Here is a 25,058-nt window from a genome sequence, read left to right on the forward strand (position 1 = left end):
CGCGTCAGTCCTTGGGACTGGCTTCGCGCTGCCCTTCGCCGCCGCGCTTGCGGGCTTCGCGCCCGGCTGCAGGCGTCGATCTGCGAGCCTGGCGGTCGAACGCGCGGAGACGCACTTCGTCGGAGGCGAGCGCGGCTAGCGCCTGGATGATCTGCGATTCGCGCGCATCCAGCTGGCGGGCCTTATAGTCGATCACGCATAGCGACCCGACTACGAAGCCGTTTTCGTCGGTGACCGGCGCGCCGGCGTAGAAGCGGAAGCCGGGGGCGCCGGTCACCGCGGGATTTTCGGCGAAACGCGGATCGCTTGCCAAATCCTCGACGCTGAAGACCTCACGTTGCGTGATCGTGTGGTTGCAGAATGCCCAGCTCCGAGGCGTTTCGGGCAGATCGAGGCCGACGCGCGACTTGAACCATTGCCGCGTCGGCGTGAGCAGGGTCATCAGTGCGATCGGTGCCTGCAGGCTCTCCGCAGCGAGCCAAGTCAGCCGATCGAACGCCTCTTCGGGCGCGGTGTCTAGCAGGCCGGCGCGCTCGAGCGCGATCAGCCGCTGCTTCTCGTTAAGCGCGATCGGGAAGGGCAGGTCGCCGCCATCAAGCGTGGCGCCGCCGTCCGCCTGCAGCGCCTGGCGGATCGCGTCCCGTGCCGCTTCCGGAGTATCGACGCGCACCACCCGCGCGGGCAGCTTGGCGGCGTGGCTCGCCTCGCTGCCGACGGTGAAGATCCGGCTATGCCCGAGCGCCGGATTGCCCGCCAGGCTGCGCAATAGCGACGCGTGATCGACGCCCGTGTCCGCGACGTCCGCGATGATCGCGTGCGGCCTGAGCGAGCCAACCGCCACCAGCGCGGCGAGGACGTCCTCGAAGATCTCGACTGCGAACTCACCCAGCTTCGCGAAGATCTGCCTGTACTCGGAGGCTTGCGCGCTCGGGCAGATCACGACGATCACCGCGGAGGGCTGGGGAAGGGGATCGTTCGCTTGTCCGTCGATCACAGCCATCACGTCGGTGCGGTACACGCGACGATGCCCGCCGGGGGTCTTCCACGACGGAATCGACCCGCCCTCGATCAGCAGCTGGGCGGTGCGGATCGAGACGCCGAGCAGCTTCGCGGTGTCCGCGGTCGTCAGAATGTCCTTTTCGGCCGTCGCCATCGCTCTCTCAGTCCCAGTTCGCGAAGCCATGCGCCCTCGCCGCGCCTGCCTAGCACAGCGCTTGCGCACTGCGAAAAGCATGTGTGTTCAGACGATCTCGACAATCGACCGCTGCACGGATTGCCTATCAGGGTCGTCAGAATAGCGGCTCCACCGTGGCATTCAGCGTGTAGCCAAAGCCTCGCTCGGTCCTGATCAGCTGTGGCGCCGACGGATCGGTCTGCAGCTTGCGCCGCAGCCGCAGTACCTGAACGTCGATGCTACGATCGAAGATGTCCTCGTCGGCACGCGTTCCATGCATCAGCTGGACGCGCGATAGTGGCCGGCCCGGAGCGCCGAGAAAGACGCCGAGCAACGCGTATTCCTTCTTGGTCAGCGGGACGAGTTCGCCCTGGGGCGAGCGAAGCTCACGCGTGGCATGGCGCAGCTCCCAGCCATCGAACCGATAGCCGCCGCGACGTGGTTGGACGACGAGGCGGCCGAGTTCCTGCCGTCGGAGAATCGCCCGGGCGCGCGCCAGGAACTCGTGCGGATTGAGCGGCCCGCACAGCACGTCGTCTGCGCCGAGCTCGAGCGCCACTATGCGGGTGACGCCGTCGCCCAAGTCATTGCCATAGAGCACGACCGGCACATGCGACTGGCCGCGGATCTGACGTAGCATGTCGAGACCGACCGTGGTTTCCAGCCGCGCATGGAGCGCGATGAGGCTGAGGTCCTTGCTCTGCAGGTGGCGCGTCACGTCGCGCTGGCCGCATCCGATCGCCGCCCAGTCGCGGTCTCTCAGATGGTCGATGATTGTGTCCCGCATCCGCGCGTCCTCGTCGATGACGAGGACGCGGCCGAAGTGGCTCGGGCGGATCGGCGCGGATGGCGGCGTCGTGAAGAGGCTGGTGCCGGAACGGTACATGGTTTCAGTCTCCCGATCTGAGCGCGGCCGCGACCGGCCCGACCTGCGCACCGATGGCGCAGGCAGGCCTGCCGTGGCGGCGCAGGAGTCAGAGTTGGTGCGCGGCGCGGATCATCTCGGCGGCGCGCTCGCCGATGATGGCGCAAGGCGCCTGGGTGTTGCCGGTTGTGACGCGCGGCATGATCGACCCGTCGGCGATGCGCAGTCCGTCAATGCCATAGACCTTGAGCGAGGCGTCGACGACCGACATCGCGTCGCGGCCCATCTTGGCGGTGCAGGTCTGGTGCCAATAAGTGACAGCCGCATCGCGGACATAGTCCTTGAGTGCCTCGCCTTCCAGACTCCCCGGCATGACCTCTCCCTTGACGTGAGGGCGGAACGCCTGCGCATTGCCCAAGTCGCGGCACAGCTGAACACAGGCCAACGCTGCGCGCATGTCGTCCGGATCGGACATCATGTTGGCGTCGATCTGCAGCGGGGCGAACGGGTCCGAACTGCGCAGCCGCAGCCGGCCTCGGCTGCTCGGCCGCGCAAGGCCGGCGAACATCGTCCAGCCGTGGTCTGGCACGCCGCGTGCCACTGTCCGGTCGCTCGGCACCGGGAACTCGACCTGGCAGAACAGCAGGTCGGGCGATTCCAGCTCCGGTCGGCTCTTCCAATATAGAGTCGCCTCGCTGCCGCTGTTCCGCGGGGCGATCGGTTCCTGATATTCCCAGATACAACCGAACGAGACATGGTCCTGAAGGTTCTGGCCGACACCGGGGAGATGCTGGATGACCGGGATACCGACGCGGTTCAGCTCACCTTCGTGACCGATGCCGGAATGCATCAGCACCTTGGGAGTCTGCATCGCGCCGAGCGAAAGGATCACCTCCATCCGCGCGCCAATGGTGCGCACGTCGTTGCCGCGAAGGATCTCGACACCGGTCGCGCGATTGCCTTCCAGGGTGACGCGGAGAACGGTGGTGCCGGTCAGCACAGTCAGGTTCGGGCGGTCGAGCAGGGGCTGGACATAGGCGCGGAACAACGAGTGACGCCGGCTGTCGCGCACAATCATGTCGCTGATCGCCGCGCCGCCCAAGCCTTCCATCATCCGCCCATTCGGGCTGTCGAAGGTCGGGATGCCAATCTCGCGGGCTGCGTCGAGCATGGTCCGTGCGATCGGGCTCGGATCAACCGCGGGCTGCACCCAGACCGGACCGGAGGTGCCGCGATACTCCGGGTCGGGCGCGCCCTGCCAATTCTCGATGCGGCGGTAGAGGTCGAGAACGTTCCGGTAGCCCCAAGCGTCGTCCCCCGCCTCCGCGGCGAAATAGTCCCAATCGCTGCGATGGCCGCGCGCCCAAACCATCACGTTGACGCTCGAGCCGCCGCCGAGCACCTTGCCCATCGACATCGGCAGGGCGCGGCCGTTCAGATGCGGGTTGGGTTCGGCCTGAAACCCCCAGTCACGCTCGCTGCCCAGATTGGTCGGCCATTGCGCCGGGTCGAGCACCTGCTCCACCTCGTCGCTGCCGCCCGCTTCGATGAGCAGCACCTGCACGTCGGGGTTCTCCGCCAACCGGCGTGCCGTGACGGAGCCGGACGCGCCGGCACCGCAGACAATGAAGTCATAGCTGGGCTTCAGATCGGCGGTCAGCCGGGCTTGGTTTTCCTGCGCCGCTCGGGCGAAGTCGTGGGCATCAGTCGCGTTTGCCATCGGTATCTCCTTTCGAATTTCGATCGCCAGACGTGAGCCGCAGAAGACCGGCGCCGCTGGCGCGGGTGCGCACAAGCAGCGGCGGTCGAAACCGGACCTCATCCAGACGTGTGTCGCCGCATTCGCTCAGATGCGCTTAGGCATCAGGATCGAGTGCAGCACCCGAAGCGCTTTGATCAGCACCGTTCGGACAACGTCTTTCTATCAAATATATCAAATATAGCAAATAAGATAATTTTACAGAATTGCAGGGGCTTGCGCGAAATTGGTGATGGAGCCGCCTTGGAGCGAAGCCGCCGGGGCGCTCCGAACCGCTGTTTCAACCCTAACGATCTCCGTTTCTCACGAAGCGCAATCGCAACTGCCGAACGTGAAGGGGCCTGGGTGGGGCATCTTTTCAGTATCGGAGCATTCAAATGAGAACAGTAGCAGGTCTTACCGCCGCGTTTGTCGCGGCAACGATGGCCGCGGGTGTCGCCGCAGCGAAGCCCGTCGATTCCAGCCACGAGGCTCACATCGTAGTACGGACGAACGATCTCGACCTTACGACGCGGCATGGGCAGAAGCGGCTGGACCGGCGGATCCGCGCCGCCGCTGCCGCCGTATGTCCGGCGGCCGATATTGTGCACCCGTTGAGCCCGACGATGGCATGCCGGCGCGAAGCGTATCGCAGCGCCGTGGTCCAGCGTGATCGCGTGATCGCCAAGGCTGTCCGTGTCTGCAACGCCGTTCGCCCGCCTTATGCAGGCGAACCGAGCCGCACCAATCAAGGGCGGGGCGAGACGATCGGGGAGGAGTTCGGCCCGCCGGTCGGCTGACCTGGGATCTCGCGCCGAAGAGCTGGTCGGTCGTCGCAGACGTGCCGGCCAGCCTTTCGGCGTGTTGAAGCGGCTCCCGATGTTTCTCGGTGCCGTTCAGGATGCTGCTTCATTCAGCCCGGGAACGGGTCGTCAGGATCGCGATCGCGAGCAGGCCCCCGATCATGCCGACATGCTCGGTCGCGGTGTGGAACGCGATCGTCCTGAACGGGTCCTCGGCGATTGCCCAGAAACGGTGCACCAGAACGATCGTGAGCCCGGTGAACACGCCGAGGGCGCCGGCCCCGAGCCAGGCGTACCGGCCCAGGATGATGAGCATCGATCCCCCGAGCTGGACGATCACCGTCGCGATGTTGAACGCCGGGGCGGGCTCCAGGCCGAAATGCGCCATCTCGGCGACACCCGCCGTGAAGTTGATGATTTTCGCGAGGCCGCTTTCCCAGAAGGGAAAGGTCAGCACGATACGGGCGATCATCTCGACCATCGGCAGTTTCAACAGACGTTCGACCACGGTATTCATCGACAGCTCCGTTGTTGTCCGAGCCTGCTCCATGTTGTTTTCTTGTTTGAGGGCCAGCCGCTCGCGCCGGCGGCGTTCGCGTTGCGCTTCGATCTCCACCATCAGCGTGATCGACGCGGAGGAGGGGTAGAGGGCGCAACCGGCCGCCGCCATCGACTCGATCAATAGCGACAGGAAGGACGGCGGGCGCTCGGGCTTGTCTTCGGTTTCCATGCGGAGAGCTTGTTCGTGCCGCAACGCGATCGAATTACCGCCACAGGCGCCCGCGCTACCGTCGTAACCCGCCGGCGTGTCAGCCACCGCGGCGTTCCGGAAGGATCACCTCAAGATCGGTATAGCCGTGGATGAAGGTGGAAAAGGTCCGCCCCGGCGGCTGCAACACTTCGATCCGCGGAAAGCGCTTCAGGATTTCTTCCCAAAGCGTACGCACCTGCAACTCGGCCAGCCGCGCGCCCACGCAGCGGTGGATGCCCGCGCCAAAGGCAAGATGCCGCCGCGCATTGGGCCGATCGAGCACGAACGAGTCTGCCTGCTCGAACATCGTGTCGTCGCGATTCGCCGCCAGATACCACAGGACGACCTTGTCGCCCTTGGCGATCTGGCGGCCGCCCAGCTTGGCGTCGCGTGTAGCGGTGCGGCGCATATGCGCGATCGGGGTCTGCCACCGCAGCAGCTCGGGCGTCAGTCCCGCGATCAGGCCCGGCTGCGCACGCAGGCGCTCGAGTTGCTCGGGAAAGCGGTCGAACGCGACGACGCTGCCGGTGATACTGTTTCGTGTCGTGTCGTTGCCGCCGACGATCAGCAGCAGCAGGGTGCCGTGCAGCTCGGTGGGCGCCATATCGCGCGTCTCCGGCTGGCTCGCCAGCATCGAGATGAGGTCGTTGCCGGCGGGTCGTTGCAGCCGCTCGGCCCAGATCGCATCGAAGGCGGTGAAACATTCCTGCATGACGCGCAGCTTGTCCGCGAGCGTGGGGAAGGCGGGCGTGCCGACCAGCGCCACCATCGCCTCCGACCAGCGGATCAGGTCGCGCGATCGCTCCTGCGGATAGCCGAGCAGCAGGGCCAGCGTCCGCGCGGTGAGTTCCACTGATACGCGATCCACCCAGTCGAAGGGCTCGTTGACGGGTAGGGCATCGAGGATATCCGCCGACCAGCGCCGAAGCTGGTCCGCCATCGCTCCTAGCCGGTCGGGAGAAAAGGCTGGCGCGACGATCTTGCGCTGCTCGGTATGGCGCGGCGGATCCATCGCCAGGAACGAGGGCAGGAATTGCGGTTGGTCCTGGTGGGACGCGATCGTGAACCCGCCGTTCGCGTGATCCGACGAGAAGGTCGCGGGATCAAGCTCGACCGCCTCGATGTCGGCCAGCCGGGTCACCGACCAATAGGCGCCGTAATGGCCGTCGGCGCAATAATGCACCGGCGCTTCGCGGCGCAGCCGCTCGAAATAGCGCGGCGCCAGCCCGAGCTGAAACAGCCGCGGCTGCGCCACATCGAGCGAGTCGATCGGAAGCGACGCGAGATCCTGCTCGAACGTGCTGGTGTCGATGGCGTCTTTTTCGGTTCCGTGCATGCAGCGCTCCTCGCAGATGGAAGCTGCGAGGTGATCCGCTGGGGCTGACCCGGCATTTCAGGACCACGGCTTCGGGTTACGAATGCAGTGTTGCCCGGGTGGTTAGGGCAGGCGACCCAGCACGAAGGTTGCGATCGGGGCGATATCGATCTCGACATCGCGATAGCCGCGTGCGCGCAGCATCGTCTCCAGCTCAGAAGGCTCGGTGACCTCACCCCCGCTACGCAGCGTCCGCAGCGCCGCCATCACCGCCAGGAACGGATCGTCGGGCGCGGTGTAGAGCGCCGCGACGATCGAAGCGCCGCCTCGCGACGCTGCAACGATGCGGTCCAGCGCCTGTTCGAGGACGGCGCGCGACAGGAACATGGTCGGCAGCCAGACCAGCGTGTACCGTGGCCGCGACGGAAGGGCGGTGACGTCCAGATCGGACAGGCGGATGCGATCGCCATAGGGGCTGGCGGCGATATTCTGCCGCGCCAGAGCAAGCGCGGGCTGCCACAGATCGATCGCATCGACCTCGAGATCGGGACAGGCCTCCGCGGCTTTTAGTGCGATGCCGCCGCCGCCCGTGCCGACATCGAGGAACACGCCGTTCAACGCCCCTCGCAGGGCCGGACGCGTTTCAGCAAGGGCGAGGATGCGGGTGAACGCAGCGCTTGATGCTCGTGTCGTCGCTTGAAGAAGGTCGGCGTCCTCGACCTTCCAGGTGGTCGCTCGTTCAGGATGGCGGAGCAATTCGCTGCTCTCCGCAATCGCCATCTCAATCGAGACAAGCAGCGCATGCGCGTCGGCAGCGCTCAACGTCGCCAGGTCCTCACCGAGGGCCATCTCGGCACCGTGACGTATCAACTCGGCAACGCTCGGCGCGACGTCCAGATCGGCTCGCAGCTTGAGCGACGCTCCGATCACTGCGATCATTCTGGTTGAGCGGCGGAGCTCGTCGATGCAGTCCTGAATGCTCTGTTCCATAAGCCGAACCCTAATTGTGACCGGCAGGTTCTGCGCTCGAATGGGTTTCGGCTGAGCTTCGGGATGGCTGTTATCGTTACAGACGAAATACTGTTGTGACACCCGCAATCATTTTGAGTGAGGGCGTACGCTCGCGTCCGGCATTGCAGGCGAACCGGGGACGCTACACGCATCCCCGGCCCGCTTGCGAATGACCCGGCGTCAGTAGGCCGACAGGCGAGAGCGGCGCGAGTTGTGGCCGCCATTTCGGTAGAGGATGTCGGAGACCGCCTCGGACGACACGCCGCCGGCGTTTGTGTCCACCGAAACCAGCACGCCGCCCTGACCGAGATGCGTGCCGTAATAATCGGCATCGTCGTGGTCGATGCCGTGTTTGCCCAGCGTTTCGTTCAAGGTGCCTGCCGCGGCCCCGGCAGCGGCGCCGATCGCCATTGCACCGGGAACAGCCGACGCTGCGATAGCACCTGCAGCGACGAGAGGGCCGACGCCGGGGATCGCCAGCGCCGCGACGGCGAGGCCGGCGCCCAGCGCGCCGCCGCCCAGAATACCGCGCGCGACGCTGCCATGATCCTCGTCGGTGACGGCACCGTCGGCATCCGCCGTGGTGGTGACGCCGCCGCGCTGCGTGACGACCGAGAACGCTTGCTCGGGCACGCCGGCGTCGCGAAGATCGGCGACGGCGCGCTGCGCTGCTGCCTCGGTATCGAAAATGGCCGAAGCCGTTTGGGTGTTCATGGTGTTATGTCCTTTGATCAGCGAACCGAACCGCGGCGAACCAGGTTGATGATGGCGAGCAGCACGACCGCGCCGACCAGCGACACGAGCACCGACTGGATGCTGATCTCGCCACTGGTGATCGGCGCGCCGCCGATAAGCGGGGTCACGATGAAGCCGGCGAGCAGGGCGCCGACGATACCGACGACGATGTTGAGAAAGATGCCCTGCTGACCGTCGGTACGCATGATCATGCTGGCGACCCAGCCGATCAGGCCGCCGACAACAAGAAGTAAGATGAGGCCCATGGCCGTTCCTTCCGCATGGTGGATAACAGGGCTCAGAACGGAGGAGTGCCTGGCTAGGTTCAAAAAGGCGGTGCTTCCCGAGGCCGGTAGCTAGTGCGCCAGTACTAGTCGGGGTGGTGCTTGCCCCGGGAACTCGGGCAGGAGTGCCGGGTTGGACATCGATGCCAGCGACCACCGCCTCTGCGCACCGGCAGCCGAACCTGCGTCACCTGGAACAGCTGATGGCGCAACTTCTCGACGGCGTGATCCTGCTCGACCCGAGCGGGGTGATCCTGAGCGCTAATGCCGCGGCGCTCGAAATGCATGGCGTTCATCGCCTGGAGGATCTGGGTGGGACGGCCGAGGGCTATGCCCGGCGTTTCACGCTGTGGGCGGCCGACCACCGCCGGCTGAAGCAACGGGAGTACCCGCTGTTCAAGGTGCTGGCCGGCGAGGCTATCCCGGACATGGTGGTCGAAGTGGCGCCCGCGGGCGAGGACCAGGCGCGCTGGGTGCATCAGGCGCGCGATGTCACGATGGACGTGGACGGCGGCGAGCCGGATTATCTCGCCATCGTGCTCAGCGACGTGTCCGAGCGGCATGATGCGGAAGCGCGGTTCAGCGCGATGTTCCGGGCCAATCCCGCGCCGGCGATCATCGTGCGGCAACGGGATCTTCGGCTCCTTCAGGCCAATGACGGCTTCCTCGCTTTGACCGGGTTCGAGCCGCAGCAACTTGTCGGCCGCTCGCTATTCAGCCTCGACCTGCTGGGCGGCCTGCCCGACAGCTCGGCGGTGCGGCAGCAGATGGAGGGCGGCGAGATCATCTCCCAAGCCGAGGCCGAACTGCTCGTGGCCGACGGATCGCGGCGGCTGGTGCTGTTCGCCGGCCAGCCGATCGACGTCATGGGCGAGGATGCGCTGCTGCTCACCTTCGCCGACCTTCAGCCCAGGCGGGAAGCCGAGCAGTCGCTCGTCGCCAGCGAGCGGCATCTGCAGGCGGTGTTCGAGATGGCGCCGGTGGCGATGGCGATCACCCGCGATGTCGATCACCGCATCACCAGCGTAAACGCCGCTTTTCGCCAGCTCACCGGCCATGAGGGCGATCTCGCGCTGGGCCATACCGCGGACGAGCTGGGGCTGTGGCAAAGGGCGGAGGAGGGCGCGGCGGTAGAGGGAGAGGTGCGCCGGCACGGCTCGGTTCGGGGCCGCGACGCCAGCCTGGTTTCGCGGTCGCAGGTGCCGGTGGACTGCATCGTCTCGGCCGAGACGATCCACGTCCATGGCGCGCCTTGCGTACTCTGGGTCTACGAAGATGTGACCGAGCGCCGCAGGAGCGAGGCGGAGCTCGGCGAAGCGATCGAGGAGGCACTGAAGGACGCGAGTTGGCTCAGCCGCTCCATCCTGGACAGGCTGGCGCGGCTGCGCAGGCCCGCGCCGCATCACGCCACGACCGAATTGAGCCCGCGCGAGCGCGAAATCCTCGACCTGATCTGCGACGATCTCGATGACAGCGCCATTGCCGACCGGCTGGCGATCGCGCGCAACACGGTGCGGAACCATGTCGCGCGCATCTACGCCAAGATCGGCACGAACAGGCGCAGCGGCGCCGTCGTCTGGGGCCGGGAGCGTGGCATGGGTTCCAAGCGGGACTGAGGGCCAGGCAGCACGCCGACCAGCGCGGTCCCGGTGCCGTGCGGAGGAAAGAAAGCGGATGTTCTTCGTTGCGACCGTGCGTCCAATTTTTCGCGGGGTTCTGCATGAAGAAGTATCCGGCAAGCGTCGCAGTCATCGGCGTGATCCTCCTTCTTGCGGGGTTGGCGCTTCGCCTGACCAATGGGCCGCCCGCTGCCGATCCGATAAGCGTCGCGCAGTGTGAGGACCGGGTACGCAGCCAGGGGGCTGCAATGATCGCCCGGTGTCAGGACCGCGCATTTGCTTCCGCGATGACCGCGACCGATGCCAACGAAGCGGCGGCGGCGATCAGCCGCGCGAACAACGCTGAAGTCGGCGGCGGCATGCTGGCGATGTTCCTCATCGGCATCGGGGCCGTGATGGCTGTTCTCGGCGGGATTGCTGCACGTCAGCAGCGCCGCATGGCCCGCTGAGCGACGGCAACTTGTTCGCTTCGCTCCTTCCCGCGATACTATTCTCCGCGGCCAGCTTCGCAGGGCAGCAAGCAGATCCCACGGAAATGGCGCTCAACCTTTGCCTCGACAATCCCGCGAACGGATCAACCTCGGCGCAGACGCGCTGTGAGGTCCAGGCTGAGAGTGCCTATGATCGGCGGATGAACGCGGCCTATGGAGCATTGCTCCGCACCCTGCCACGTCGGGCCGCGGGCGAGTTGAGGAATGCGCAGCGCACTTGGCTCGCCTTTCGTGACGCGCAGCGCATGGCGGACGCGGCCCTGTTCGCCACCAGGCAGGGAACGATGTACGTTCCGATGCAGGGCGGCTCCGCTACACGTGTCGTGCGAGACCGGGCACTGCAGTTGGAAGCCAGTCTGCGCATCCTACAGATCGAGGCGCAGTGACATCGCCATGAGCCCCTCATCGATCGTTGGCTTGTACGGTAGCTGCTTCTGACTGAAGCGCGAGAAACACGGCATCTGCAAATGTTCGCGCCTCCAATTTGTCCATGATCTTCGCCCGGTAGATTTCCACTGTCCGGGGGCTGATCTCAAGACGGAGAGCGATGTCCTTGTTTCGCAATCCATCCATGAGACCGTGCAGCACCTGCTTTTCACGGGGGCTGAGCTTCTCCATCTTCGCGGACGCCTCCGCGGCTCGATCGGCCTTCGCGCGATCGACATGCAGTTTCTGCCAGGCCGCGGCGATCGAGCCCAGAAGCAGCTCCGGATCCACGGGCTTTTCCAGGAAGTCGACGGCACCCTCTTTCATGGCTTCAACCGCTATCGGCGTGCTTCCGTGCCGCGTCAGGAAGATGACGCTGAAGCGTAGTTTGCCGCGGCGGATCGTGCGGAGGACATCGAGCCCGTCGAACTGCGGCAGGCGGATGTCGAGGATGACCAACCCAGGAGGGAGATGGTCGGCAGCTGCCAGGAAGGAGCGCCCGTCTTCGAAGCACTCCACCGCTGTCGCCTCGGTCTCCTCAAGGATGAGGTTTCGCAGCCAGTTGCGCATGTCGGTATCATCGTCGACCACATAGATGTGCTTCATCGTCTTTCTCCCTCGCGCCGAGAAGGAGTTTGTCAGGATCGGCTGCGGCCACCGGGCCGCGCTTTGCGCCCGGCAAGTGGCACAGTATCGATCAAGAAACGTCCAGCACTCGACAATGCGCGGATGCTGCTCGCTAGCGGCATCCTGATTTCGCGTCGGAGGCGATCTAAGAAGAGGGTCGCGCTGTTCTAATAATACCTAGGTTTGAGGGTGAGCGAGGCGGGAAGGGGAGTGGCCGGCTTGACGTGGATTGCGCGCCGCGGCCGGGGCTCCGGCGCTGCGGCTCTTCTGCGGCGGCTTGCCGACATACCTTGATATAGTTGGCGCTCTGATCGGCGCGAGCTAGCCATGTCGAATGATCGTTCGCACCTTCCTCGCGGCCGCAAGGCGGACATTTTGGCGCTGGGGCCCCTTATTGCTCGCGACGGCGCTCTTTGCGCTCGCAGCGACGTGGCGGCCGTCGATCGCACCGATCGCGCCGCCCCCGCCGCAATCCTTCGCGGCGAGCCAAGTCGCGCGCGGGGCGGTGCTGGCGAAGCTAGGGGATTGCGCCGTCTGCCACACCGCGGCGGGCGGGCGCCCGCTTGTCGGCGGAAGGCCGCTGCCCACGCCGTTCGGGACCTTGTATGCCAACAACATCACGCCCGATCCCGAGACCGGTATAGGGCGCTGGTCGCTCGCGGCCTTCACGCGCGCCATGCGCGATGGCGTACGGCGCGATGGCGCCCACCTCTATCCGGCCCTGCCATATGAGCATTTCACGCATGTCACCGACGCCGACCTGGCGGCGATCTATGCGTTTCTGATGACGCGCCGGCCGGTGCGCGCGGTCACGCCGTCCAATCGTCTGATTTTCCCGCTGGGCTTTCGGCCGCTGCTCGCGGGTTGGAAGCTGCTGTTCCTGCACAAGGGGCCGATCGCCGCCGATCCGGGCCAGTCGGCCGAGTGGAATCGCGGCGCGTACCTCGCCGAAGGGCTGGGCCACTGCGCCGCTTGCCATTCGCCCCGCAACCTGGCGGGCGGTGAGGAGCGAAGCAGCGCCTATGCGGGGGGAGTGGCCGAGGGATGGCGCGCCCCGCCGCTGGATCGCAGCAACCCGGCCGCGCGGCGGTGGACCGCGGATGCGCTTTTCACTTTCCTGCGCACCGGCGTTTCGCCCGATCACTCCGCCGCGGCAGGGCCGATGGGCGCGGTGGTCGAGAGCCTGTCGACGGTGCCTGAAGCCGATGTCCGCGCACTCGCCAATTACTTCGCCAGCAAAATGGGCGGCGGCGCCGGCCATGGCCCAGGCAGCCTGATCGATCGCGCCGATCTGGCGTCGCGCCGCGAACCCGAGGGTGCGACTTTGTTTGCGGGGGCTTGCGCGGGATGCCACGGATCTGGCGCGGCGATGGCCGTGCAGGGCAGGCCGCCCCTGGCGCTGTCGAGCGATCTGGGTGACAGCGATCCGACCAGCGCGATCCAGGCCGTGCTGCAAGGGATCGAACCTCCGGTCGCGGGGCGCGGCCCCAAGATGCCACCCTTCGCCACCAGCCTGACCGACGCCCAAGTGGCCGCGGTGCTCGCTTATGCCCGCGCGCGATACACCGCGAATCCCGCTTGGCCGAAGCTCGCCAAGGCCGTGCGCAACGCTCGCCAGCAGGGGACACAGCCATGACCGTCACGCTCACCGTAAACGGGACGTCGCACCGCGTAGACGTCGATCCCGCCACGCCACTGCTCTACGTGCTTCGCGAGGAGCTTGGACTGAACGGCGCCAAATATGGCTGCGGCCTGGGGCAATGCGGCGCCTGCACGGTGCAGATCGACGGCCAGGCGGCATTCTCGTGCGTCACGCCCCTCGCCGCGTTGGAAGGACGATCGGTTCGCACCGTCGAGGGGCTGGGCACTGCCGAGGAGATGAGCCCGCTTCAGCGTGCCTTTGAAGACGAACAGGCGGCCCAGTGCGGCTATTGTATCGCCGGGATGATCATGCGCGCACAGGCCCTGCTCGACGTGAATTCAACACCTAGCGAGGCGGAGATCCGGACGCACATGCAGCCGAACCTGTGCCGCTGCGGCACGCACATGCGCATCCTGCGTGCGATCCGCCGCGCATCGGGGACGTCGGCATGAACGCGAAGCTGCACCGGCGCGAACTCCTGGCAGCCGGCGGCCTGCTGGTGGCGTTTAGTCTTGGCGGTCGGGCCGTCGCGCAATTGGCTGGCGGCGGCGAAGGGGGCGGGGCGCCGAAGGTCAAGCGGCCCGATCTTCCCGGCAGCTTGAAGAACACCCCCGCGCTCGACGCGTGGATCCGGATCGCGCCAGATGGAACCGCGACCATATTCTCGGGCAAGGCGGAATTGGGCCAGGGCATCCGCACCGCACTGCTTCAGGTGGCCGCGGAGGAGCTCGATCTGCCGGCTGGCGCGATCACCCTGATCACGGCCGATACCGCGCGCACACCCGACGAAGGTCTGACCGCCGGCAGCCATTCGATGCAGGACGGCGGCACGGCGATCGCCAGTGCCGCCGCCAATGTCCGTATGCTGTTGACCCGGGCGGCGGCAAGCGAGTGGAAGGTGGCGACCGATACGCTCAGCACCACCGGCGACGGCCACGTCGTAGCGCCCGACGGCCGGCGGCTTGGCTATGGACCACTTGCCGCGGCATTGTCGCTGCATGTCGAGGCGGTGGCGGATGCCCCCAGGCGTAACCCGGCTGAGTATCGGACGCTGGGTCGCTCCCTGCCGCGGGTCGACATCCCCGCGAAGCTGACCGGTGGCGCGGCGTATCTCCAGGACTTGCGGCTGCCTGGCATGCTCCACGCCCGCGTGGTGCGCGGGCCGAGCTACGGAACCCGGCTGGCCGCGCCGCAGCTTGCCGCCGCGGCGAAGATGCCGGGCGTGGTCAAGGTGGTACGCGATGGCGCCTTCGTCGCGGTCGTCGCGCAGAAAGAGTGGCAGGCGATCGAAGCGATGCGGGTCGCGCAGGCCAGCGACTATCTGCGCACCCGCCCGCCGCTTCCTGTCGCCGATGGGGTGCACCATCTTCAAGCACTACCCAGCCGCGAGATCATCGTGCTCGACACGCATGACGGAGATCGCCCCGCCACGCACACCGTACGGGCGCAGTACAGCCGGCCCTGGTACAGCCATGGTTCGATCGGTCCCTCGTGCGCGGTTGCCCTGTTTCGCGACGGCACGCTGACTCTCTGGTCGCACAGCCAGGGCGTGTTCGACATGCAGCGCGCCACCGCAGAACTCGTCGGGCTCCCGCCTGAAAAGGTGCGCGTGATCCATACGGCCTCGGCAGGCTGCTACGGCCAGAATGGTGCCGACGACGTCACCGCCGAAGCCGCGTCGATCGCGATGGCGATGCCGGGACGGCCGATCCGGTTGCAATGGATGCGTGAGCAGGAATTCGGCTGGGAGCCGCTTGGCTGTGCGATGGTGACGGAAGTCGAGGCGTCGATCGGCCCCGACAAACGCATTTCGAGTTGGGACTATGGGGTGTGGAGCAATTCCCACAACAACCGTCCGGTCAAGGCAGGCGGCTATGCCGTCGCCCAGGAGGTCGCTCGCGGCTTTCCGATGCAGGAAGCCAAGCCGATCCCGATGCCCGAAGGGGACGGCGACCGGAACGCCAATCCCCTGTACGACTTCCCCAACATGAACGTGCGCTATCACTTCGTGCCGGAGATGCCGCTGCGCGTTTCGGCACTGCGATCACTCGGCGCGCACCTCAACATCTTCAGCCTGGAATCGATGCTCGACGAATTGGCACTGGCGGGCGGGGTCGATCCATTGGCGTTCCGCCTGGCGCATATGTGCGACGCGCGTGCGCGAGACGTGATGCTGGCCGCCGCACGGCGCTTCGGATGGGAGCGGCGCCCGAACGGAGACGGCCGGCGTGGGTGCGGGATGGCCTTTGCGCGCTACAAGAACCAGGGCGCGTTTTGCGCGATCGCGATGGAGATCGAAGTCGAGCGCGAAACCGGTGAGATCACGATCCACCGCGTCGCCGCCGCGGTCGATGCTGGCCAGCCGGCCAATCCCGATGGCATTCGCAACCAGGTCGAGGGCGGGATCCTTCAGTCGCTCAGTTGGGCGATCCATGAGGAAATGACCTTCGACGAGAGCAAGCGCACCGGCTTCGACTGGGGCAGCTATCCCATTCTTCGCTTCGACCAAGCGCCGGGATCGATCGAGATCGAAGTGATGGACCGGCCGGGCATGCCGTTTCTCGGCGCCGGCGAGACAGCGCAGGGCCCGACCTCAGCCGCGCTCGCCAATGCCATCGCGGATGCCACGGGCGTTCGCCTGCGCGCCATGCCGCTCACGCCTGTTCGACTGAAGGCGGCGATCGGCGTCTAAGGCTCCGGCGCGGGTGCCGCTGCCAGGTGCGCGGCGAACGCATCCAGGAACAGGCGGGTCCGGCGGGGAAGAAAGCGCCGCGTCGGCAGCACGGCCCAAATGCCCTGGTCGGGAACAGCCGCGTCGACAAGGCCGATCGGCGCGAGCCGTCCGGCATCGACGTCGTCGCGCACGTTCCATTCGGACAGAAGCACGATCCCCAGTCCGTCGAGGCTTGCCTGGTGCAATGCGTCGACGCTGTCGGCGACGAAACGGCCGCCGACCGCCTGGCGAACCGCGCGGCCATGGCGCTCGAACGCCCAGTGAGTCGATCCCGGGACGGTAAGACAGGCATGACGCCGCAGGTCGTCCAGCGTCGTCGGGCTGCCATGTTCGGCAAGGTAGCCGGGCGATGCGTAGAGGCTGCGCGGGTTGTCCGCGAGCCTGCGGGCGACAAGCCCGTTGTCGCGCAATTCGCCGAATCGCAGCGCCACATCCACCCCCTGTGCGGCGACGTCGACCAATGCGTCGCTCAGCCGCAACTCGGCCCGCAACCGTGGATGTGCCCGGAGGAACCCGGCCAGCATCGGCGTCACCACCTTGCGGCCGAACGGCACCGAGGCTGCGATGCGGAGCACGCCCGAGACATCGGCCGCCCCCGGCGCAGCGGCAGCACGGCCCTCCTCGGCATGGTCTAGCATCGCCTCGGCATGCGGCAGGAATGCCTCGCCCTCCGGGGTGAGCGACAGCGATCGGGTGGTGCGATGCACCAGCCGCACGCCAAGCTCTGCCTCGAGAGCGGCGAGCCTGCGCGAAGCCGCGACCGGTGTGAGGCCCAGCCGGCGACCGGCCGCCGACAGGCTGCCTTGTTGCACGGCTTCGACGAGTACGGCGAGGTCGGCCAGGTCGATCATATCTTTGGATGATAAGCCGGCCTTGCGAAAAGCGCTACTTATGCTGTGAGGCGATCAGGCCCAGATGACAGCCGAAGCGCCGCTGAAGCAGGAGGTTTGCGTGACGACGATGGCACAGGATGGAGACACACCAGTTCAGGCCGAGCTTGGCCGAGGGCTGACCTTCGCATTGGCCGCGGCGGCAGGCGTGGCAGTGGCTAACATCTATTATAACCAGCCGATGCTCGGGATCATGGAGCGCGATCTTCCCGGATCGATGACCGCGCTGGTGCCGACCGCCACGCAGTTGGGCTATGCGGCCGGGCTGTTCCTGCTGGTGCCGCTCGGCGACCTGATCGAGCGCAAGCGGCTCATCGTCGTGCAGTTCATCGGCCTGGCGGTCGCCCTCGCCATCGCGGCGGTGGCGCCCGATGCGGGTATGGTCATCGCCGCTTCGCTGCTTGTCGGCGTGTTGGCCACCGTCGCTCAGCAGATTGTGCCGTTGGCGGCCCATCTGGCCACTCCCGAGCGGCGTGGCGCCACTGTCGGAACGGTCATGGCTGGCCTGCTCTGCGGTATCCTGCTCAGCCGGACCTTGGCGGGCTTCGTCGCCACCCATGCCGGCTGGCGCGCGATGTTTTGGCTGGGCGTGCCGATGGCGCTCGGCGCCGGCGCAGTCATGGCCGTGCGGCTTCCGCGCAGCGTGCCTGACTCGCAGCTGCGATATGCGGGGCTGATCCACTCGCTGGGCGGTCTGTGGAGCGAGTTCGGCGCACTGCGCAAGGCGGCGGTGACCCAGGCGCTGCTGTTCGGCGCGTTCAGCGTCTTCTGGACGGTTCTTGCGCTGCGGCTGCAGGAGCCGCGCTTCGGACTGGGCGCCGACGTGGCCGGCCTGTTCGGCGTGGTCGGCGCAGTCGGCGTGCTGGCGGCCCCTGTCGCCGGACGCGTCGCCGATCGTCGCGGGCCCAAGCTGGTGATCCTGCTGGGCGCGGCGATGACGCTTGCCGCCTGGGCGGTGTTCGGGCTGTGGGGTTCGATCGCCGGACTGGTGGTCGGCGTCATCCTGCTCGATTTCGGCGTGCAGAGCGCGCTCGTGTCGAACCAGCACATCGTCTACGCGCTGCGGCCCGAAGCGCGGGCGCGGCTCAACACGATCTTCATGGGGGCGATGTTCCTCGGTGGCGCCGGCGGGTCGGCGGCCGCGACCTGGGCGTGGAGCGCGAACGGCTGGACCGCCGTCACGATCCTGGGTGGCGCATTGTCGGCGGCGGGCGTGCTGATCCAGCTCGCCGGCATCAAGCGGAAGGGTTGAGCCATGCGCATCGCCATAGCGGGAGGCTCGATGGCGGGCCTCTTCTCGGCCGCGCTCCTGCGCCGCGCCGGCCATGAGGTCCTCGTCTTCGAACGGTCGCGCAGCGGACTGGAAGGCCGTGGGGCCGGACTGGTCGCCCAGGAGGAAGTGTTCGTGTTGCTGCGAACCCTGGGCCTGGACGAGGTGAGTCGGCTGGGGGTGGTCGCGCGCGAGCGCATCGCGCTCGAGCGCAGCGGCGCGGTGATCCAGCGCGACCCGCGGCCCCAGATGCAGGTCTCCTGGGATCACCTCTATGTCGCCGTTCGTATGCTGATCGACGACGAGGGCTATCATCTTGGCCAGGCGGTTGTGGCTGCCGGCCAGGATGCCAAAGCGGCGTGGCTGGAGCTCGGCGACGGCAAGCATGTCGAGGCGGACCTGGTGATCGGTGCCGACGGCATCGGTTCGGCAGTACGCAGGACGATGCTGCCCGGCGATCCGGGGCCGACCTATGCCGGCTATGTCGCGTGGCGCGCCCTTGTGCCCGAACAGCTTCTGCCGCCCTCGGCGGCCGACATTCTGTCCGGCCGCTTCGCCTTCTTTCACATGCCCGGCGGGCAGGCGCTCGGTTACACCGTGGCCGGCGCGCAGGGCGAATTGGAGCCTGGCGAGCGTCGCTACAACGCGGTCTGGTATCGCAGGACCGTGGATCTTGCGCGGACGCTCACCGACACAGAGGGGCGCACACACCCGTTCTCGCTGGCCCCGGGCGGCGTGTCCGCACAGGCAAGGGACGCACTCCTCGTAGCGGCACGCCAGTTGCTGCCCGCCGCGTTTGCCGACGTGTTCGCAGCCGAACCACAGCCCTTTGCCCAGGCGATCTTCGACATGGAAGCACCGCGGATGGCGGACGGACGTCTCGCGTTGATCGGGGATGCCGCGTTCGTCGCGCGGCCGCACACGGCGATGGGCGTCGCCAAAGCTGCAGGGGATGCCATGGCGCTGGCGCTGGCGGTCGAGCGGGGATGGACGCCCGAGGCGCGCGCCGCGTTCGAGGCCGAGCGCGTGCAGGCGGGAAGGGCCATCGTCGGATATGGCCGCAGGTTGGGCGCCTCTCTCGCTTGAGAGGTGCCCCAGGGCCTCAGCCCGCCGCGCGCTTTGCCAGGATCGCGGCCCAGGGATTGGGCCGCGCCTCGCCGATCCGATGCAGCGTATTCCGATCCTGGTGATTGAAGGGCGCGTCGCGGCCTTCGACCATCAGCTCGGTATCGGTGACGTAGCTCCACGTGCCGTCGGCATGGAAGGTGAGCGTGATCCGGTAGCTGTCGGTGCGGAACGCCTGTTCCAGGAACGCCGTCGAGCAGATGCCGTATTCCGTCTCGCCACGCTTGGCCGACACGATGATCTCGTCCGCATCGGGTTTGGCCTGACCTGCTGCGATGGCGACCTGGCCGCGCGGGATCGCCACCGTCTGGAGGACGAGGCCGGTCGCGGGCTCCCACAGCCAATAGCCGACCTGGTCGTGGAAGGTGATGTCCTCTTCCTCGGTGGTGATGTGGAGGTGATAGCGCAGGCCGTAGAACAGCTGCGGTCCGTTCGCTTGCGGATCGATCGGCTGGAAGTCGATGGTCTCGATGAAGACCCGCCGCTCGGGACCTTCGGCCTTGGGATTGAGGTCGACGCCCTTGCGAGCTCGCCAGCGGCCGGCAAGCCGCCGCAGGGGCCCCAGATTCGCGAGTGTGTCGGGATCGACATCGCTTGGCTCGGTGAAGATATCGTGCGGCGCTGAGGTCATGATCCGTGTCCCTGATCGAGGAGCGGACCGCGGCCAGGCCGGCCACCGTCCGCTGGCAAGTCTAGGCCGGCAGCTGAACCGCGCATCTATACCTAGATATGCGCGGGCCGCAGATGCCGCTAGCCGATCGCCTGCTCTATTGCCTCGAGCAACGCGTCGGGATCGACGGGTTTGGTCAGAAAGGCGCGAGCCCCGCTTGCCAGCATCTCGTCGCGTGCGGCCGGGGTGGGGAACGCAGTCATCACGATCAGCGGCTGGTGGCAGCCGCGGCGACCCAGCTCGAGCTGCAGTGCGCGGCCATCCATGCCTGGCATGTGCAGATCGGTGACGATGCAGTCGATCGCCTCCAGATCGCCGCTGGCGAGAAGCGCGAACCCGTCGGAGAATTGCTCGCCGACCATTCCCGCCGACCGCACCAGGCTGGCGATGCTGCCGCGGACGCCGGGATCGTCATCGACGATCGCCACTGATCTGGACTGGGGCAACGCAGAACTCCGAAGCCGGGCGAACCGCCGGCAAGACGCTGATATGGGGGCGTTCCTGCGAACCCGCCATCATACGGACGTGTTATATCGGTGAATGCTCTCGTCGCGAACGCCGAGCTGCTCGGCCATGCGCACCAGGTCGGCGAGCGATTGTGCCTCCATCTTCCGCATCACATTGCCGCGGTGGATCTTGACTGTGATTTCGCTGAGTTCCAGCCTTGCCGCCACCTGCTTGTTCATGAGCCCGGTGACGACTAGGCCCATCACCTCCTTTTCGCGCGGCGTGAGCGCCGCGAAGTTGGCGGTAAGTGCCGCTGCACCCGCAGCCTCTGCTCGGCGCGAGCGATCCACGTCCAGCGCGGCGGCGACCGCGGCCAGCAATTGCTCGTCGCCAAACGGCTTCGGGAGGAAGTCGACGGCGCCGGCGCGCATGCCGCGCACGGTCATCGGGATGTCGCCATGTCCGGTGATCAGCACCACCGGCAACGCCACGCCGTGGCCGGCAAGGCGTTCCTGGAAGTCCAGGCCGTTTTCCCCCGACAGGCGGATATCGAGCACCAGGCAGGAAGGGACGTCCGGCGCGCCTGCGGCGAGGAAGGCGGCGGGACCATCGTACAGGCGGACGTCGTACCCGCTCGACCGCAACAGGCTGCCGATCGAGCCGCGGACTTCGGCATCGTCATCGATGACGCAGATGCACTCTGGTGCCGGGGTCATGCGGCGATCCTTTCGTGGGTCTCCAGAACGGGCAGGCGGAAGCTGAAGGTGGCGCCGCCATCGGTATTGCCGACCGCCGCCAGCGTCCCGCCATGCTGCTCGACGATCGAGCGGCAAATCGACAGGCCCATGCCCATCCCTTCTTGCTTGGTGGTAAAGAACGGGCGGAACAGGCTTTCAGGATCGGTGCCCGCCAGCCCCACGCCGCAGTCGCTGACGTCAATCAGCACGTGCGTGCCGTCATGCCGAGCGTCGATGCAAAGGGCGCGACGCTCGACCGGCGTGTCCGCCATCGCCTGCTTGGCGTTGAGCAACAGGTTCATCAGCACCTGCTGTAGCTGCACCCGGTCTCCGCGCACATCGGGCAGCGCTTCCTGACAAGCGACGCGCATCGTCACGTCGCCTGCGCTGAGCTCACGCTCCAGGATAGCCAGCGTGTCGGCGATCAGCGGCGCGACCTGCACGACCTCCTGCTGCGGGTCGGCTTTGCGCGCAAGATCGCGGATCCGCGCGATCACATCGGCCGCGCGCGTGCCGTTGGCGGCGATGTGGTCGAGGCAGTCGGCAACTTCGGTCGCTTCCGATGCTTCCCGCGCAAGCCAGCGCGTCCCGGATTTCGCATAAGTGATGATCGCCGATAGCGGCTGGTTGACCTCATGCGCGATCGAGGCCGCAAGCTGCCCCAGCGTAGTCACCCGCGCCATGTGCGTCAGCTCGGCCTGCGACTCCGCCAGGCGCGATTGCGCACGATTGCGCTGGGTCACGTCCAGCGCGGTGATCAGGACGGATTTCCAGCCTTGGTGATCTGGAGGCAGCGTGACGCGAAGCACCACGTCGATCACCTCGCCCGAGGTGGTTCGGAACTGCACTTCCTCCTCGATCGGCGCTTCGCCGCGCAGCAGCTTTTCGAAAATACGGGTCTGCGCGGTCTGCGCGGCGGCAGTATGATGGCTGATGATGTTGGCGCCGATCAGCTCGGAGCGATCCGCATAGCCGAACAGGTCCGCGACCGCTTGGTTCGCGTCGCGGATGAACGACGCGCCCCCTGCGCGCTGGACCATGTCGAGGCTGGGGGGCTCGCCGGCGCGCAGCATCGCATAGGCCGGCGACCAGTCTGATTCCCAGATCGGGAAGCCCGTGGCGTTGAAGATCGTGCCGTAGCGCGCATCGGCACGGCGGCGCTCTGCCGAGGCGGTGATCTGCCGCGCGCAGAGCAGGGCGGTGGTCGCGATCGCTACCAGACTGACGGCCAGCCGCATCGCCGGTGACCCAAGCCCGTCATGGCTGTGGCTGATCCAATAGCCTAGGATCGCCAGGCCCGCGCAGATCGCGCCCGCGGCATGCACCGCGCCACGCCGCTGCTCGCGCGCGACGATCAGCACCACGATCGTGTACAGCACCGCCACTGCGCCTTGCAGCGGGCTCAATATGTCGAGCGCGAACACGCCGAGCGCGAGCAGCGCGGCGACCCCCATCTGCGCGTATGCCAGCCATGGCGCCGCAACCCCGTCCCCGCGCACTGCCGCCTCCCGCAACGACCGCAATGGCCATCCCATCTCCATTACGCTGGCGGACAAGACGGAAGATCGCAAGCCTGTGCAGGTAAAGTCCGTTCGACTCAGAACCGGACATCCATGCGGAAGCGGGTGCCTGGGCAAGCGTCCTCCCATCTTGCGACCGCGCCGAGTTTAGCCACGCTCGCGTCGATCAGTCGGGTGCCGAGACCGGTCCGGCCCGTGTGCCCACGGGTTCCGCGACCCCGATCCTCCACCGTAAATCGGCACGTTCCGCCGGGAAGCCGGCGCAGCCCGATCAGTATCCCGCCCGCTTCGCCTGCCGCATAAGCGTGCTTGCAGGCGTTGGTGACCAGTTCGGTCGCCAGGATGCCGATCAACGACGCGGTGGCGCTCGTCACCGGCACCGTCTCGGCGTCCACCAGGACGCGGCGATGACGGGCGCAACTGAGCGACAATTGCTCACCGAGCGTTTCCAGATAGTCGCCCATGTCGACTTCGCCGGTGCCGCCGGCATACAGGTGCCGATGCACGCCACCGATCGCGGCGATGCGCTGTTGCGTCCGCTCGAGCGCCGCCAAACCCTCGGGATCCGATACGCCGCGCGCCTCCACGGCGATCAGAGCGGCAAGAAGCTGAAGGTGGTTGGCCATCCGGTGGTTCACCTCGTCTGCCGCGCCGGGCATCATTGTGCCGGGCAGGACCGTTGCCTGCGGCGGTGCCGGATGGGGTGCTGTGGTCGCGTGCATCGTGCCGATCCTCGATGGGGCTGATGCCGCACCTGAACCCAAGCGCATGCGCTGCGCCATCATACGCAGGTTTGCATGCCTCGCTGGCAGGCAACACCTGTGTATGATGGCTCCAGCCTCCGGAACGCGGAAGACCCGATGCCTGCAACCACGAAGGAGATGCATTGATGCCGTGCTCGCATATTGGAACGATCCGCGACGTGACCCCGAGCGCCAAGGGGTGCGAAGAGTGTCTGAAGATCGGCAGCGAATGGGTGCATCTGCGGCTGTGCCGCGCATGCGGCCACGTCGGCTGCTGCGACCAGTCGCCACACCGCCACGCGCGTGCCCATTTCCACGCCACCGGCCACCCGATCATCGAGGGCTATGACCCACCCGAGGGCTGGGGATGGTGCTATGTCGACGATGTCGAAGTGGAACTGCCCGACCAGACGCCCCAGCGCGGACCTATTCCGCGGTTTTACTGACCCGGCAGGCTCAACGAGCCCAGACGCAAAGAAGGGAGCGGATGCCATCCGCTCCCTTCTCCATAGGGCCGCCTGGGGTCAGCCGCGCACGAAGGCGAGCAGATCCGGGTTTATCACGTTGGCGTGCGTGGTGAGCATGCCGTGCGGGAAGCCCTTGTAGATCTTGAGCGTGCCGTTCTGCAGCAGTTCCACTTGCTTGAGCGAAGCGTCGGCATAGGGGACGATCTGGTCGTCGTCGCCCTGCAGCACCAGGGTCGGGACCGTGATCGCCTGGAGATCGGCGGTCTGGTCGGTTTCCGAAAACGCCTTGATGCCCTCGTAATGTGCATTGGCGCCGCCCATCATCCCCTGGCGCCACCAGTTGCGGATCACTCCCTCCGACACGGTCGCGCCGTCGCGGTTGAAGCCGTAGAACGGCCCGGTCGCGACATCGAGGAAGAACTGCGCGCGATTGGCGGCCAGCGCCTCGCGGAAGCCATCGAACACGTCGATTGGGGTTCCGTCCGGGTTGGCGTCGGTCTTGACCATCAGCGGCGGCACCGCGCTGACCAGCACCGCCTTGGCGACACGGCCCTGCGGCTGGCCGAACTTGGCGACATAGCGCGCCACTTCACCGCCGCCGGTGGAATGCCCGATATGGACGGCATTCTTCAGGTCGAGATGTTCGGCGACCGCCGAGGCGTCGGCGGCATAATGATCCATGTCATGCCCTGCGCTCACCTGCGCGGAGCGGCCATGGCCGCGGCGGTCATGTGCGACGACGCGAAAGCCTTCACCGAGGAAGAACAGCATCTGCGTGTCCCAGTCGTCGCACGAAAGCGGCCAGCCATGGTGGAACACGATCGGCTGCGCGTCCCTGGGACCCCAATCCTTGTAGAAGATATCTACGCCGTCGGCAGTGGTGATGTAAGCCATGCTCTTCCTCCATCCGGGCAAGTGGAACCACCGCCCTTCGACCGAGACCTATCCCGCAGATACGCGCGCGGGATATCATA

General features: G+C 66.7%; 26 protein-coding genes. 10 read left to right on the forward strand and 16 right to left on the reverse strand.

Annotated elements, in window-relative coordinates; translation table 11 throughout:
- Positions 1 to 4 precede the first annotated feature (4 nt).
- From LZ586_RS17360 to LZ586_RS17370, 3 genes are all read right to left on the reverse strand, one after another.
- On the reverse strand, positions 5 to 1,153 hold the full coding sequence (locus LZ586_RS17360) for a GAF domain-containing protein (protein WP_235077552.1): 1,149 nt from the start codon (positions 1,151 to 1,153) through the stop codon (positions 5 to 7).
- Between the two features lie 136 nt (positions 1,154 to 1,289).
- The gene (locus tag LZ586_RS17365; protein ID WP_235077553.1) at positions 1,290 to 2,060 is read right to left on the reverse strand and encodes a winged helix-turn-helix domain-containing protein; all 771 of its coding nucleotides are present in this window, start codon (positions 2,058 to 2,060) and stop codon (positions 1,290 to 1,292) included.
- Positions 2,061 to 2,148: 88 nt separating this feature from the next.
- Positions 2,149 to 3,759: a GMC family oxidoreductase gene (locus tag LZ586_RS17370; protein ID WP_235077554.1), complete on the reverse strand. Its 1,611-nt coding sequence runs from the start codon at positions 3,757 to 3,759 to the stop codon at positions 2,149 to 2,151.
- Positions 3,760 to 4,175: 416 nt separating this feature from the next.
- Here LZ586_RS17370 and LZ586_RS17375 point away from each other — a divergent pair, with 416 nt between their 5' ends.
- Positions 4,176 to 4,577 carry a UrcA family protein gene (locus LZ586_RS17375; protein ID WP_235077555.1) on the forward strand — a complete coding sequence of 134 codons (402 nt, stop codon included), beginning with the start codon at positions 4,176 to 4,178 and terminating at the stop codon, positions 4,575 to 4,577.
- A 109-nt stretch (positions 4,578 to 4,686) separates the two neighbouring features.
- Here LZ586_RS17375 and LZ586_RS17380 read toward each other — a convergent pair whose 3' ends face one another.
- From LZ586_RS17380 to LZ586_RS17400, 5 genes are all read right to left on the reverse strand, one after another.
- Positions 4,687 to 5,397, reverse strand: coding sequence for a DoxX family protein (locus tag LZ586_RS17380; protein ID WP_235077556.1), 711 nt, complete (start codon positions 5,395 to 5,397; stop codon positions 4,687 to 4,689).
- Entirely contained in the window at positions 5,390 to 6,667 is a 1,278-nt protein-coding gene (locus tag LZ586_RS17385) for a cytochrome P450 (protein WP_235077557.1), read from the reverse strand. Before LZ586_RS17385 ends, LZ586_RS17380 begins: the two co-directional genes overlap by 8 nt.
- 102 nt (positions 6,668 to 6,769) lie before the next feature.
- Positions 6,770 to 7,738 carry an SAM-dependent methyltransferase gene (locus LZ586_RS17390; protein ID WP_235079843.1) on the reverse strand — a complete coding sequence of 323 codons (969 nt, stop codon included), beginning with the start codon at positions 7,736 to 7,738 and terminating at the stop codon, positions 6,770 to 6,772.
- A gap of 99 nt (positions 7,739 to 7,837) precedes the next feature.
- Positions 7,838 to 8,371, reverse strand: coding sequence for a hypothetical protein (locus tag LZ586_RS17395; protein ID WP_235077558.1), 534 nt, complete (start codon positions 8,369 to 8,371; stop codon positions 7,838 to 7,840).
- A gap of 17 nt (positions 8,372 to 8,388) precedes the next feature.
- Positions 8,389 to 8,658 carry a GlsB/YeaQ/YmgE family stress response membrane protein gene (locus LZ586_RS17400; protein ID WP_235077559.1) on the reverse strand — a complete coding sequence of 90 codons (270 nt, stop codon included), beginning with the start codon at positions 8,656 to 8,658 and terminating at the stop codon, positions 8,389 to 8,391.
- A 161-nt stretch (positions 8,659 to 8,819) separates the two neighbouring features.
- Here LZ586_RS17400 and LZ586_RS17405 point away from each other — a divergent pair, with 161 nt between their 5' ends.
- The 3 genes from LZ586_RS17405 (at position 8,820) to LZ586_RS17415 (ending at position 11,172) form a co-directional block, all read left to right on the forward strand.
- Positions 8,820 to 10,292, forward strand: a complete 1,473-nt coding sequence (locus tag LZ586_RS17405) for a PAS domain S-box protein (RefSeq protein ID WP_413777303.1) — start codon at positions 8,820 to 8,822, stop codon at positions 10,290 to 10,292.
- Positions 10,293 to 10,396: 104 nt separating this feature from the next.
- Positions 10,397 to 10,744 carry a hypothetical protein gene (locus LZ586_RS17410; RefSeq protein ID WP_235077561.1) on the forward strand — a complete coding sequence of 116 codons (348 nt, stop codon included), beginning with the start codon at positions 10,397 to 10,399 and terminating at the stop codon, positions 10,742 to 10,744.
- 86 nt (positions 10,745 to 10,830) lie between these two features.
- Positions 10,831 to 11,172, forward strand: coding sequence for a lysozyme inhibitor LprI family protein (locus LZ586_RS17415; RefSeq protein WP_235077562.1), 342 nt, complete (start codon positions 10,831 to 10,833; stop codon positions 11,170 to 11,172).
- A gap of 16 nt (positions 11,173 to 11,188) precedes the next feature.
- On the opposite strand, the gene LZ586_RS17420 is transcribed toward LZ586_RS17415, so the two are convergent.
- On the reverse strand, positions 11,189 to 11,818 hold the full coding sequence (locus LZ586_RS17420; protein ID WP_235077563.1) for a response regulator transcription factor: 630 nt from the start codon (positions 11,816 to 11,818) through the stop codon (positions 11,189 to 11,191).
- Positions 11,819 to 12,173: 355 nt separating this feature from the next.
- Between LZ586_RS17420 and LZ586_RS17425 the strand changes: the two genes are divergently transcribed.
- From LZ586_RS17425 to LZ586_RS17435, 3 genes are read left to right on the forward strand one after another with little or no spacing between them, the layout of a single operon-like run.
- Positions 12,174 to 13,475 (forward strand): c-type cytochrome, encoded by a 1,302-nt coding sequence (locus LZ586_RS17425; protein WP_235077564.1) that lies wholly within the window; start codon positions 12,174 to 12,176, stop codon positions 13,473 to 13,475.
- On the forward strand, positions 13,472 to 13,933 hold the full coding sequence (locus LZ586_RS17430; RefSeq protein WP_235077565.1) for a (2Fe-2S)-binding protein: 462 nt from the start codon (positions 13,472 to 13,474) through the stop codon (positions 13,931 to 13,933). The genes LZ586_RS17425 and LZ586_RS17430 overlap by 4 nt, the downstream gene beginning before the upstream one ends.
- Entirely contained in the window at positions 13,930 to 16,173 is a 2,244-nt protein-coding gene (locus tag LZ586_RS17435) for a xanthine dehydrogenase family protein molybdopterin-binding subunit (RefSeq protein WP_235077566.1), read from the forward strand. The genes LZ586_RS17430 and LZ586_RS17435 overlap by 4 nt, the downstream gene beginning before the upstream one ends.
- On the opposite strand, the gene LZ586_RS17440 is transcribed toward LZ586_RS17435, so the two are convergent.
- Positions 16,170 to 17,066 (reverse strand): LysR family transcriptional regulator, encoded by an 897-nt coding sequence (locus tag LZ586_RS17440; RefSeq protein WP_235077567.1) that lies wholly within the window; start codon positions 17,064 to 17,066, stop codon positions 16,170 to 16,172. The two genes, LZ586_RS17435 and LZ586_RS17440, sit on opposite strands and share 4 nt — an antisense overlap.
- A gap of 109 nt (positions 17,067 to 17,175) precedes the next feature.
- Here LZ586_RS17440 and LZ586_RS17445 point away from each other — a divergent pair, with 109 nt between their 5' ends.
- Together LZ586_RS17445 and LZ586_RS17450 are read left to right on the forward strand one after the other, a co-directional pair.
- Positions 17,176 to 18,357, forward strand: a complete 1,182-nt coding sequence (locus tag LZ586_RS17445; RefSeq protein WP_235079844.1) for an MFS transporter — start codon at positions 17,176 to 17,178, stop codon at positions 18,355 to 18,357.
- 3 nt (positions 18,358 to 18,360) lie between these two features.
- The gene (locus LZ586_RS17450) at positions 18,361 to 19,461 is read left to right on the forward strand and encodes an FAD-dependent monooxygenase (RefSeq protein WP_235077568.1); all 1,101 of its coding nucleotides are present in this window, start codon (positions 18,361 to 18,363) and stop codon (positions 19,459 to 19,461) included.
- 16 nt (positions 19,462 to 19,477) lie between these two features.
- Here the strand turns inward: LZ586_RS17450 and LZ586_RS17455 are convergent, their stop codons facing one another.
- From LZ586_RS17455 to LZ586_RS17475, 5 genes are all read right to left on the reverse strand, one after another.
- A complete protein-coding gene (locus LZ586_RS17455) occupies positions 19,478 to 20,131 on the reverse strand; it encodes an FABP family protein (RefSeq protein WP_235077569.1) in 654 nt (217 codons plus the stop codon).
- Between the two features lie 119 nt (positions 20,132 to 20,250).
- Positions 20,251 to 20,598, reverse strand: a complete 348-nt coding sequence (locus LZ586_RS17460; RefSeq protein ID WP_235077570.1) for a response regulator transcription factor — start codon at positions 20,596 to 20,598, stop codon at positions 20,251 to 20,253.
- Positions 20,599 to 20,685: 87 nt separating this feature from the next.
- Positions 20,686 to 21,333 (reverse strand): response regulator transcription factor, encoded by a 648-nt coding sequence (locus LZ586_RS17465; RefSeq protein ID WP_235077571.1) that lies wholly within the window; start codon positions 21,331 to 21,333, stop codon positions 20,686 to 20,688.
- Entirely contained in the window at positions 21,330 to 22,889 is a 1,560-nt protein-coding gene (locus LZ586_RS17470) for a sensor histidine kinase (RefSeq protein ID WP_235077572.1), read from the reverse strand. Before LZ586_RS17470 ends, LZ586_RS17465 begins: the two co-directional genes overlap by 4 nt.
- A gap of 62 nt (positions 22,890 to 22,951) precedes the next feature.
- Complete coding sequence (locus LZ586_RS17475; protein ID WP_235077573.1) at positions 22,952 to 23,596, reverse strand: sensor histidine kinase; 645 nt, start codon at positions 23,594 to 23,596, stop codon at positions 22,952 to 22,954.
- A gap of 167 nt (positions 23,597 to 23,763) precedes the next feature.
- Between LZ586_RS17475 and LZ586_RS17480 the strand changes: the two genes are divergently transcribed.
- Positions 23,764 to 24,063, forward strand: a complete 300-nt coding sequence (locus tag LZ586_RS17480) for a UBP-type zinc finger domain-containing protein (protein WP_235077574.1) — start codon at positions 23,764 to 23,766, stop codon at positions 24,061 to 24,063.
- Positions 24,064 to 24,141: 78 nt separating this feature from the next.
- Here the strand turns inward: LZ586_RS17480 and LZ586_RS17485 are convergent, their stop codons facing one another.
- Positions 24,142 to 24,978, reverse strand: a complete 837-nt coding sequence (locus tag LZ586_RS17485) for an alpha/beta fold hydrolase (protein WP_235077575.1) — start codon at positions 24,976 to 24,978, stop codon at positions 24,142 to 24,144.
- Positions 24,979 to 25,058: the final 80 nt, after the last annotated feature.

Origin of the sequence: Sphingomonas sp. S2-65 (assembly GCF_021513175.1) — a bacterium.
In the GTDB taxonomy this organism is placed as follows: domain Bacteria; phylum Pseudomonadota; class Alphaproteobacteria; order Sphingomonadales; family Sphingomonadaceae; genus Sphingomonas.

Excerpts from the sequence above, each read along its gene's own strand:
- LZ586_RS17435 (WP_235077566.1), top strand. The coding sequence starts at position 13,930 with ATGAACGCGAAGCTGCACCGGCGCGAACTCCTGGCAGCCGGCGGCCTG.
- LZ586_RS17415 (WP_235077562.1), top strand. The coding sequence starts at position 10,831 with ATGGCGCTCAACCTTTGCCTCGACAATCCCGCGAACGGATCAACCTCG.
- LZ586_RS17475 (WP_235077573.1), bottom strand. The coding sequence starts at position 23,596 with ATGCACGCGACCACAGCACCCCATCCGGCACCGCCGCAGGCAACGGTC.
- LZ586_RS17365 (WP_235077553.1), bottom strand. The coding sequence starts at position 2,060 with ATGTACCGTTCCGGCACCAGCCTCTTCACGACGCCGCCATCCGCGCCG.
- LZ586_RS17405 (WP_413777303.1), top strand. The coding sequence starts at position 8,820 with ATGCCAGCGACCACCGCCTCTGCGCACCGGCAGCCGAACCTGCGTCAC.
- LZ586_RS17395 (WP_235077558.1), bottom strand. The coding sequence starts at position 8,371 with ATGAACACCCAAACGGCTTCGGCCATTTTCGATACCGAGGCAGCAGCG.
- LZ586_RS17485 (WP_235077575.1), bottom strand. The coding sequence starts at position 24,978 with ATGGCTTACATCACCACTGCCGACGGCGTAGATATCTTCTACAAGGAT.
- LZ586_RS17370 (WP_235077554.1), bottom strand. The coding sequence starts at position 3,759 with ATGGCAAACGCGACTGATGCCCACGACTTCGCCCGAGCGGCGCAGGAA.
- LZ586_RS17450 (WP_235077568.1), top strand. The coding sequence starts at position 18,361 with ATGCGCATCGCCATAGCGGGAGGCTCGATGGCGGGCCTCTTCTCGGCC.
- LZ586_RS17440 (WP_235077567.1), bottom strand. The coding sequence starts at position 17,066 with ATGATCGACCTGGCCGACCTCGCCGTACTCGTCGAAGCCGTGCAACAA.
- LZ586_RS17400 (WP_235077559.1), bottom strand. The coding sequence starts at position 8,658 with ATGGGCCTCATCTTACTTCTTGTTGTCGGCGGCCTGATCGGCTGGGTC.
- LZ586_RS17480 (WP_235077574.1), top strand. The coding sequence starts at position 23,764 with ATGCCGTGCTCGCATATTGGAACGATCCGCGACGTGACCCCGAGCGCC.
- LZ586_RS17420 (WP_235077563.1), bottom strand. The coding sequence starts at position 11,818 with ATGAAGCACATCTATGTGGTCGACGATGATACCGACATGCGCAACTGG.
- LZ586_RS17385 (WP_235077557.1), bottom strand. The coding sequence starts at position 6,667 with ATGCACGGAACCGAAAAAGACGCCATCGACACCAGCACGTTCGAGCAG.
- LZ586_RS17455 (WP_235077569.1), bottom strand. The coding sequence starts at position 20,131 with ATGACCTCAGCGCCGCACGATATCTTCACCGAGCCAAGCGATGTCGAT.
- LZ586_RS17375 (WP_235077555.1), top strand. The coding sequence starts at position 4,176 with ATGAGAACAGTAGCAGGTCTTACCGCCGCGTTTGTCGCGGCAACGATG.
- LZ586_RS17410 (WP_235077561.1), top strand. The coding sequence starts at position 10,397 with ATGAAGAAGTATCCGGCAAGCGTCGCAGTCATCGGCGTGATCCTCCTT.
- LZ586_RS17470 (WP_235077572.1), bottom strand. The coding sequence starts at position 22,889 with ATGGGATGGCCATTGCGGTCGTTGCGGGAGGCGGCAGTGCGCGGGGAC.
- LZ586_RS17445 (WP_235079844.1), top strand. The coding sequence starts at position 17,176 with ATGGCACAGGATGGAGACACACCAGTTCAGGCCGAGCTTGGCCGAGGG.
- LZ586_RS17465 (WP_235077571.1), bottom strand. The coding sequence starts at position 21,333 with ATGACCCCGGCACCAGAGTGCATCTGCGTCATCGATGACGATGCCGAA.
- LZ586_RS17430 (WP_235077565.1), top strand. The coding sequence starts at position 13,472 with ATGACCGTCACGCTCACCGTAAACGGGACGTCGCACCGCGTAGACGTC.
- LZ586_RS17360 (WP_235077552.1), bottom strand. The coding sequence starts at position 1,153 with ATGGCGACGGCCGAAAAGGACATTCTGACGACCGCGGACACCGCGAAG.
- LZ586_RS17425 (WP_235077564.1), top strand. The coding sequence starts at position 12,174 with ATGATCGTTCGCACCTTCCTCGCGGCCGCAAGGCGGACATTTTGGCGC.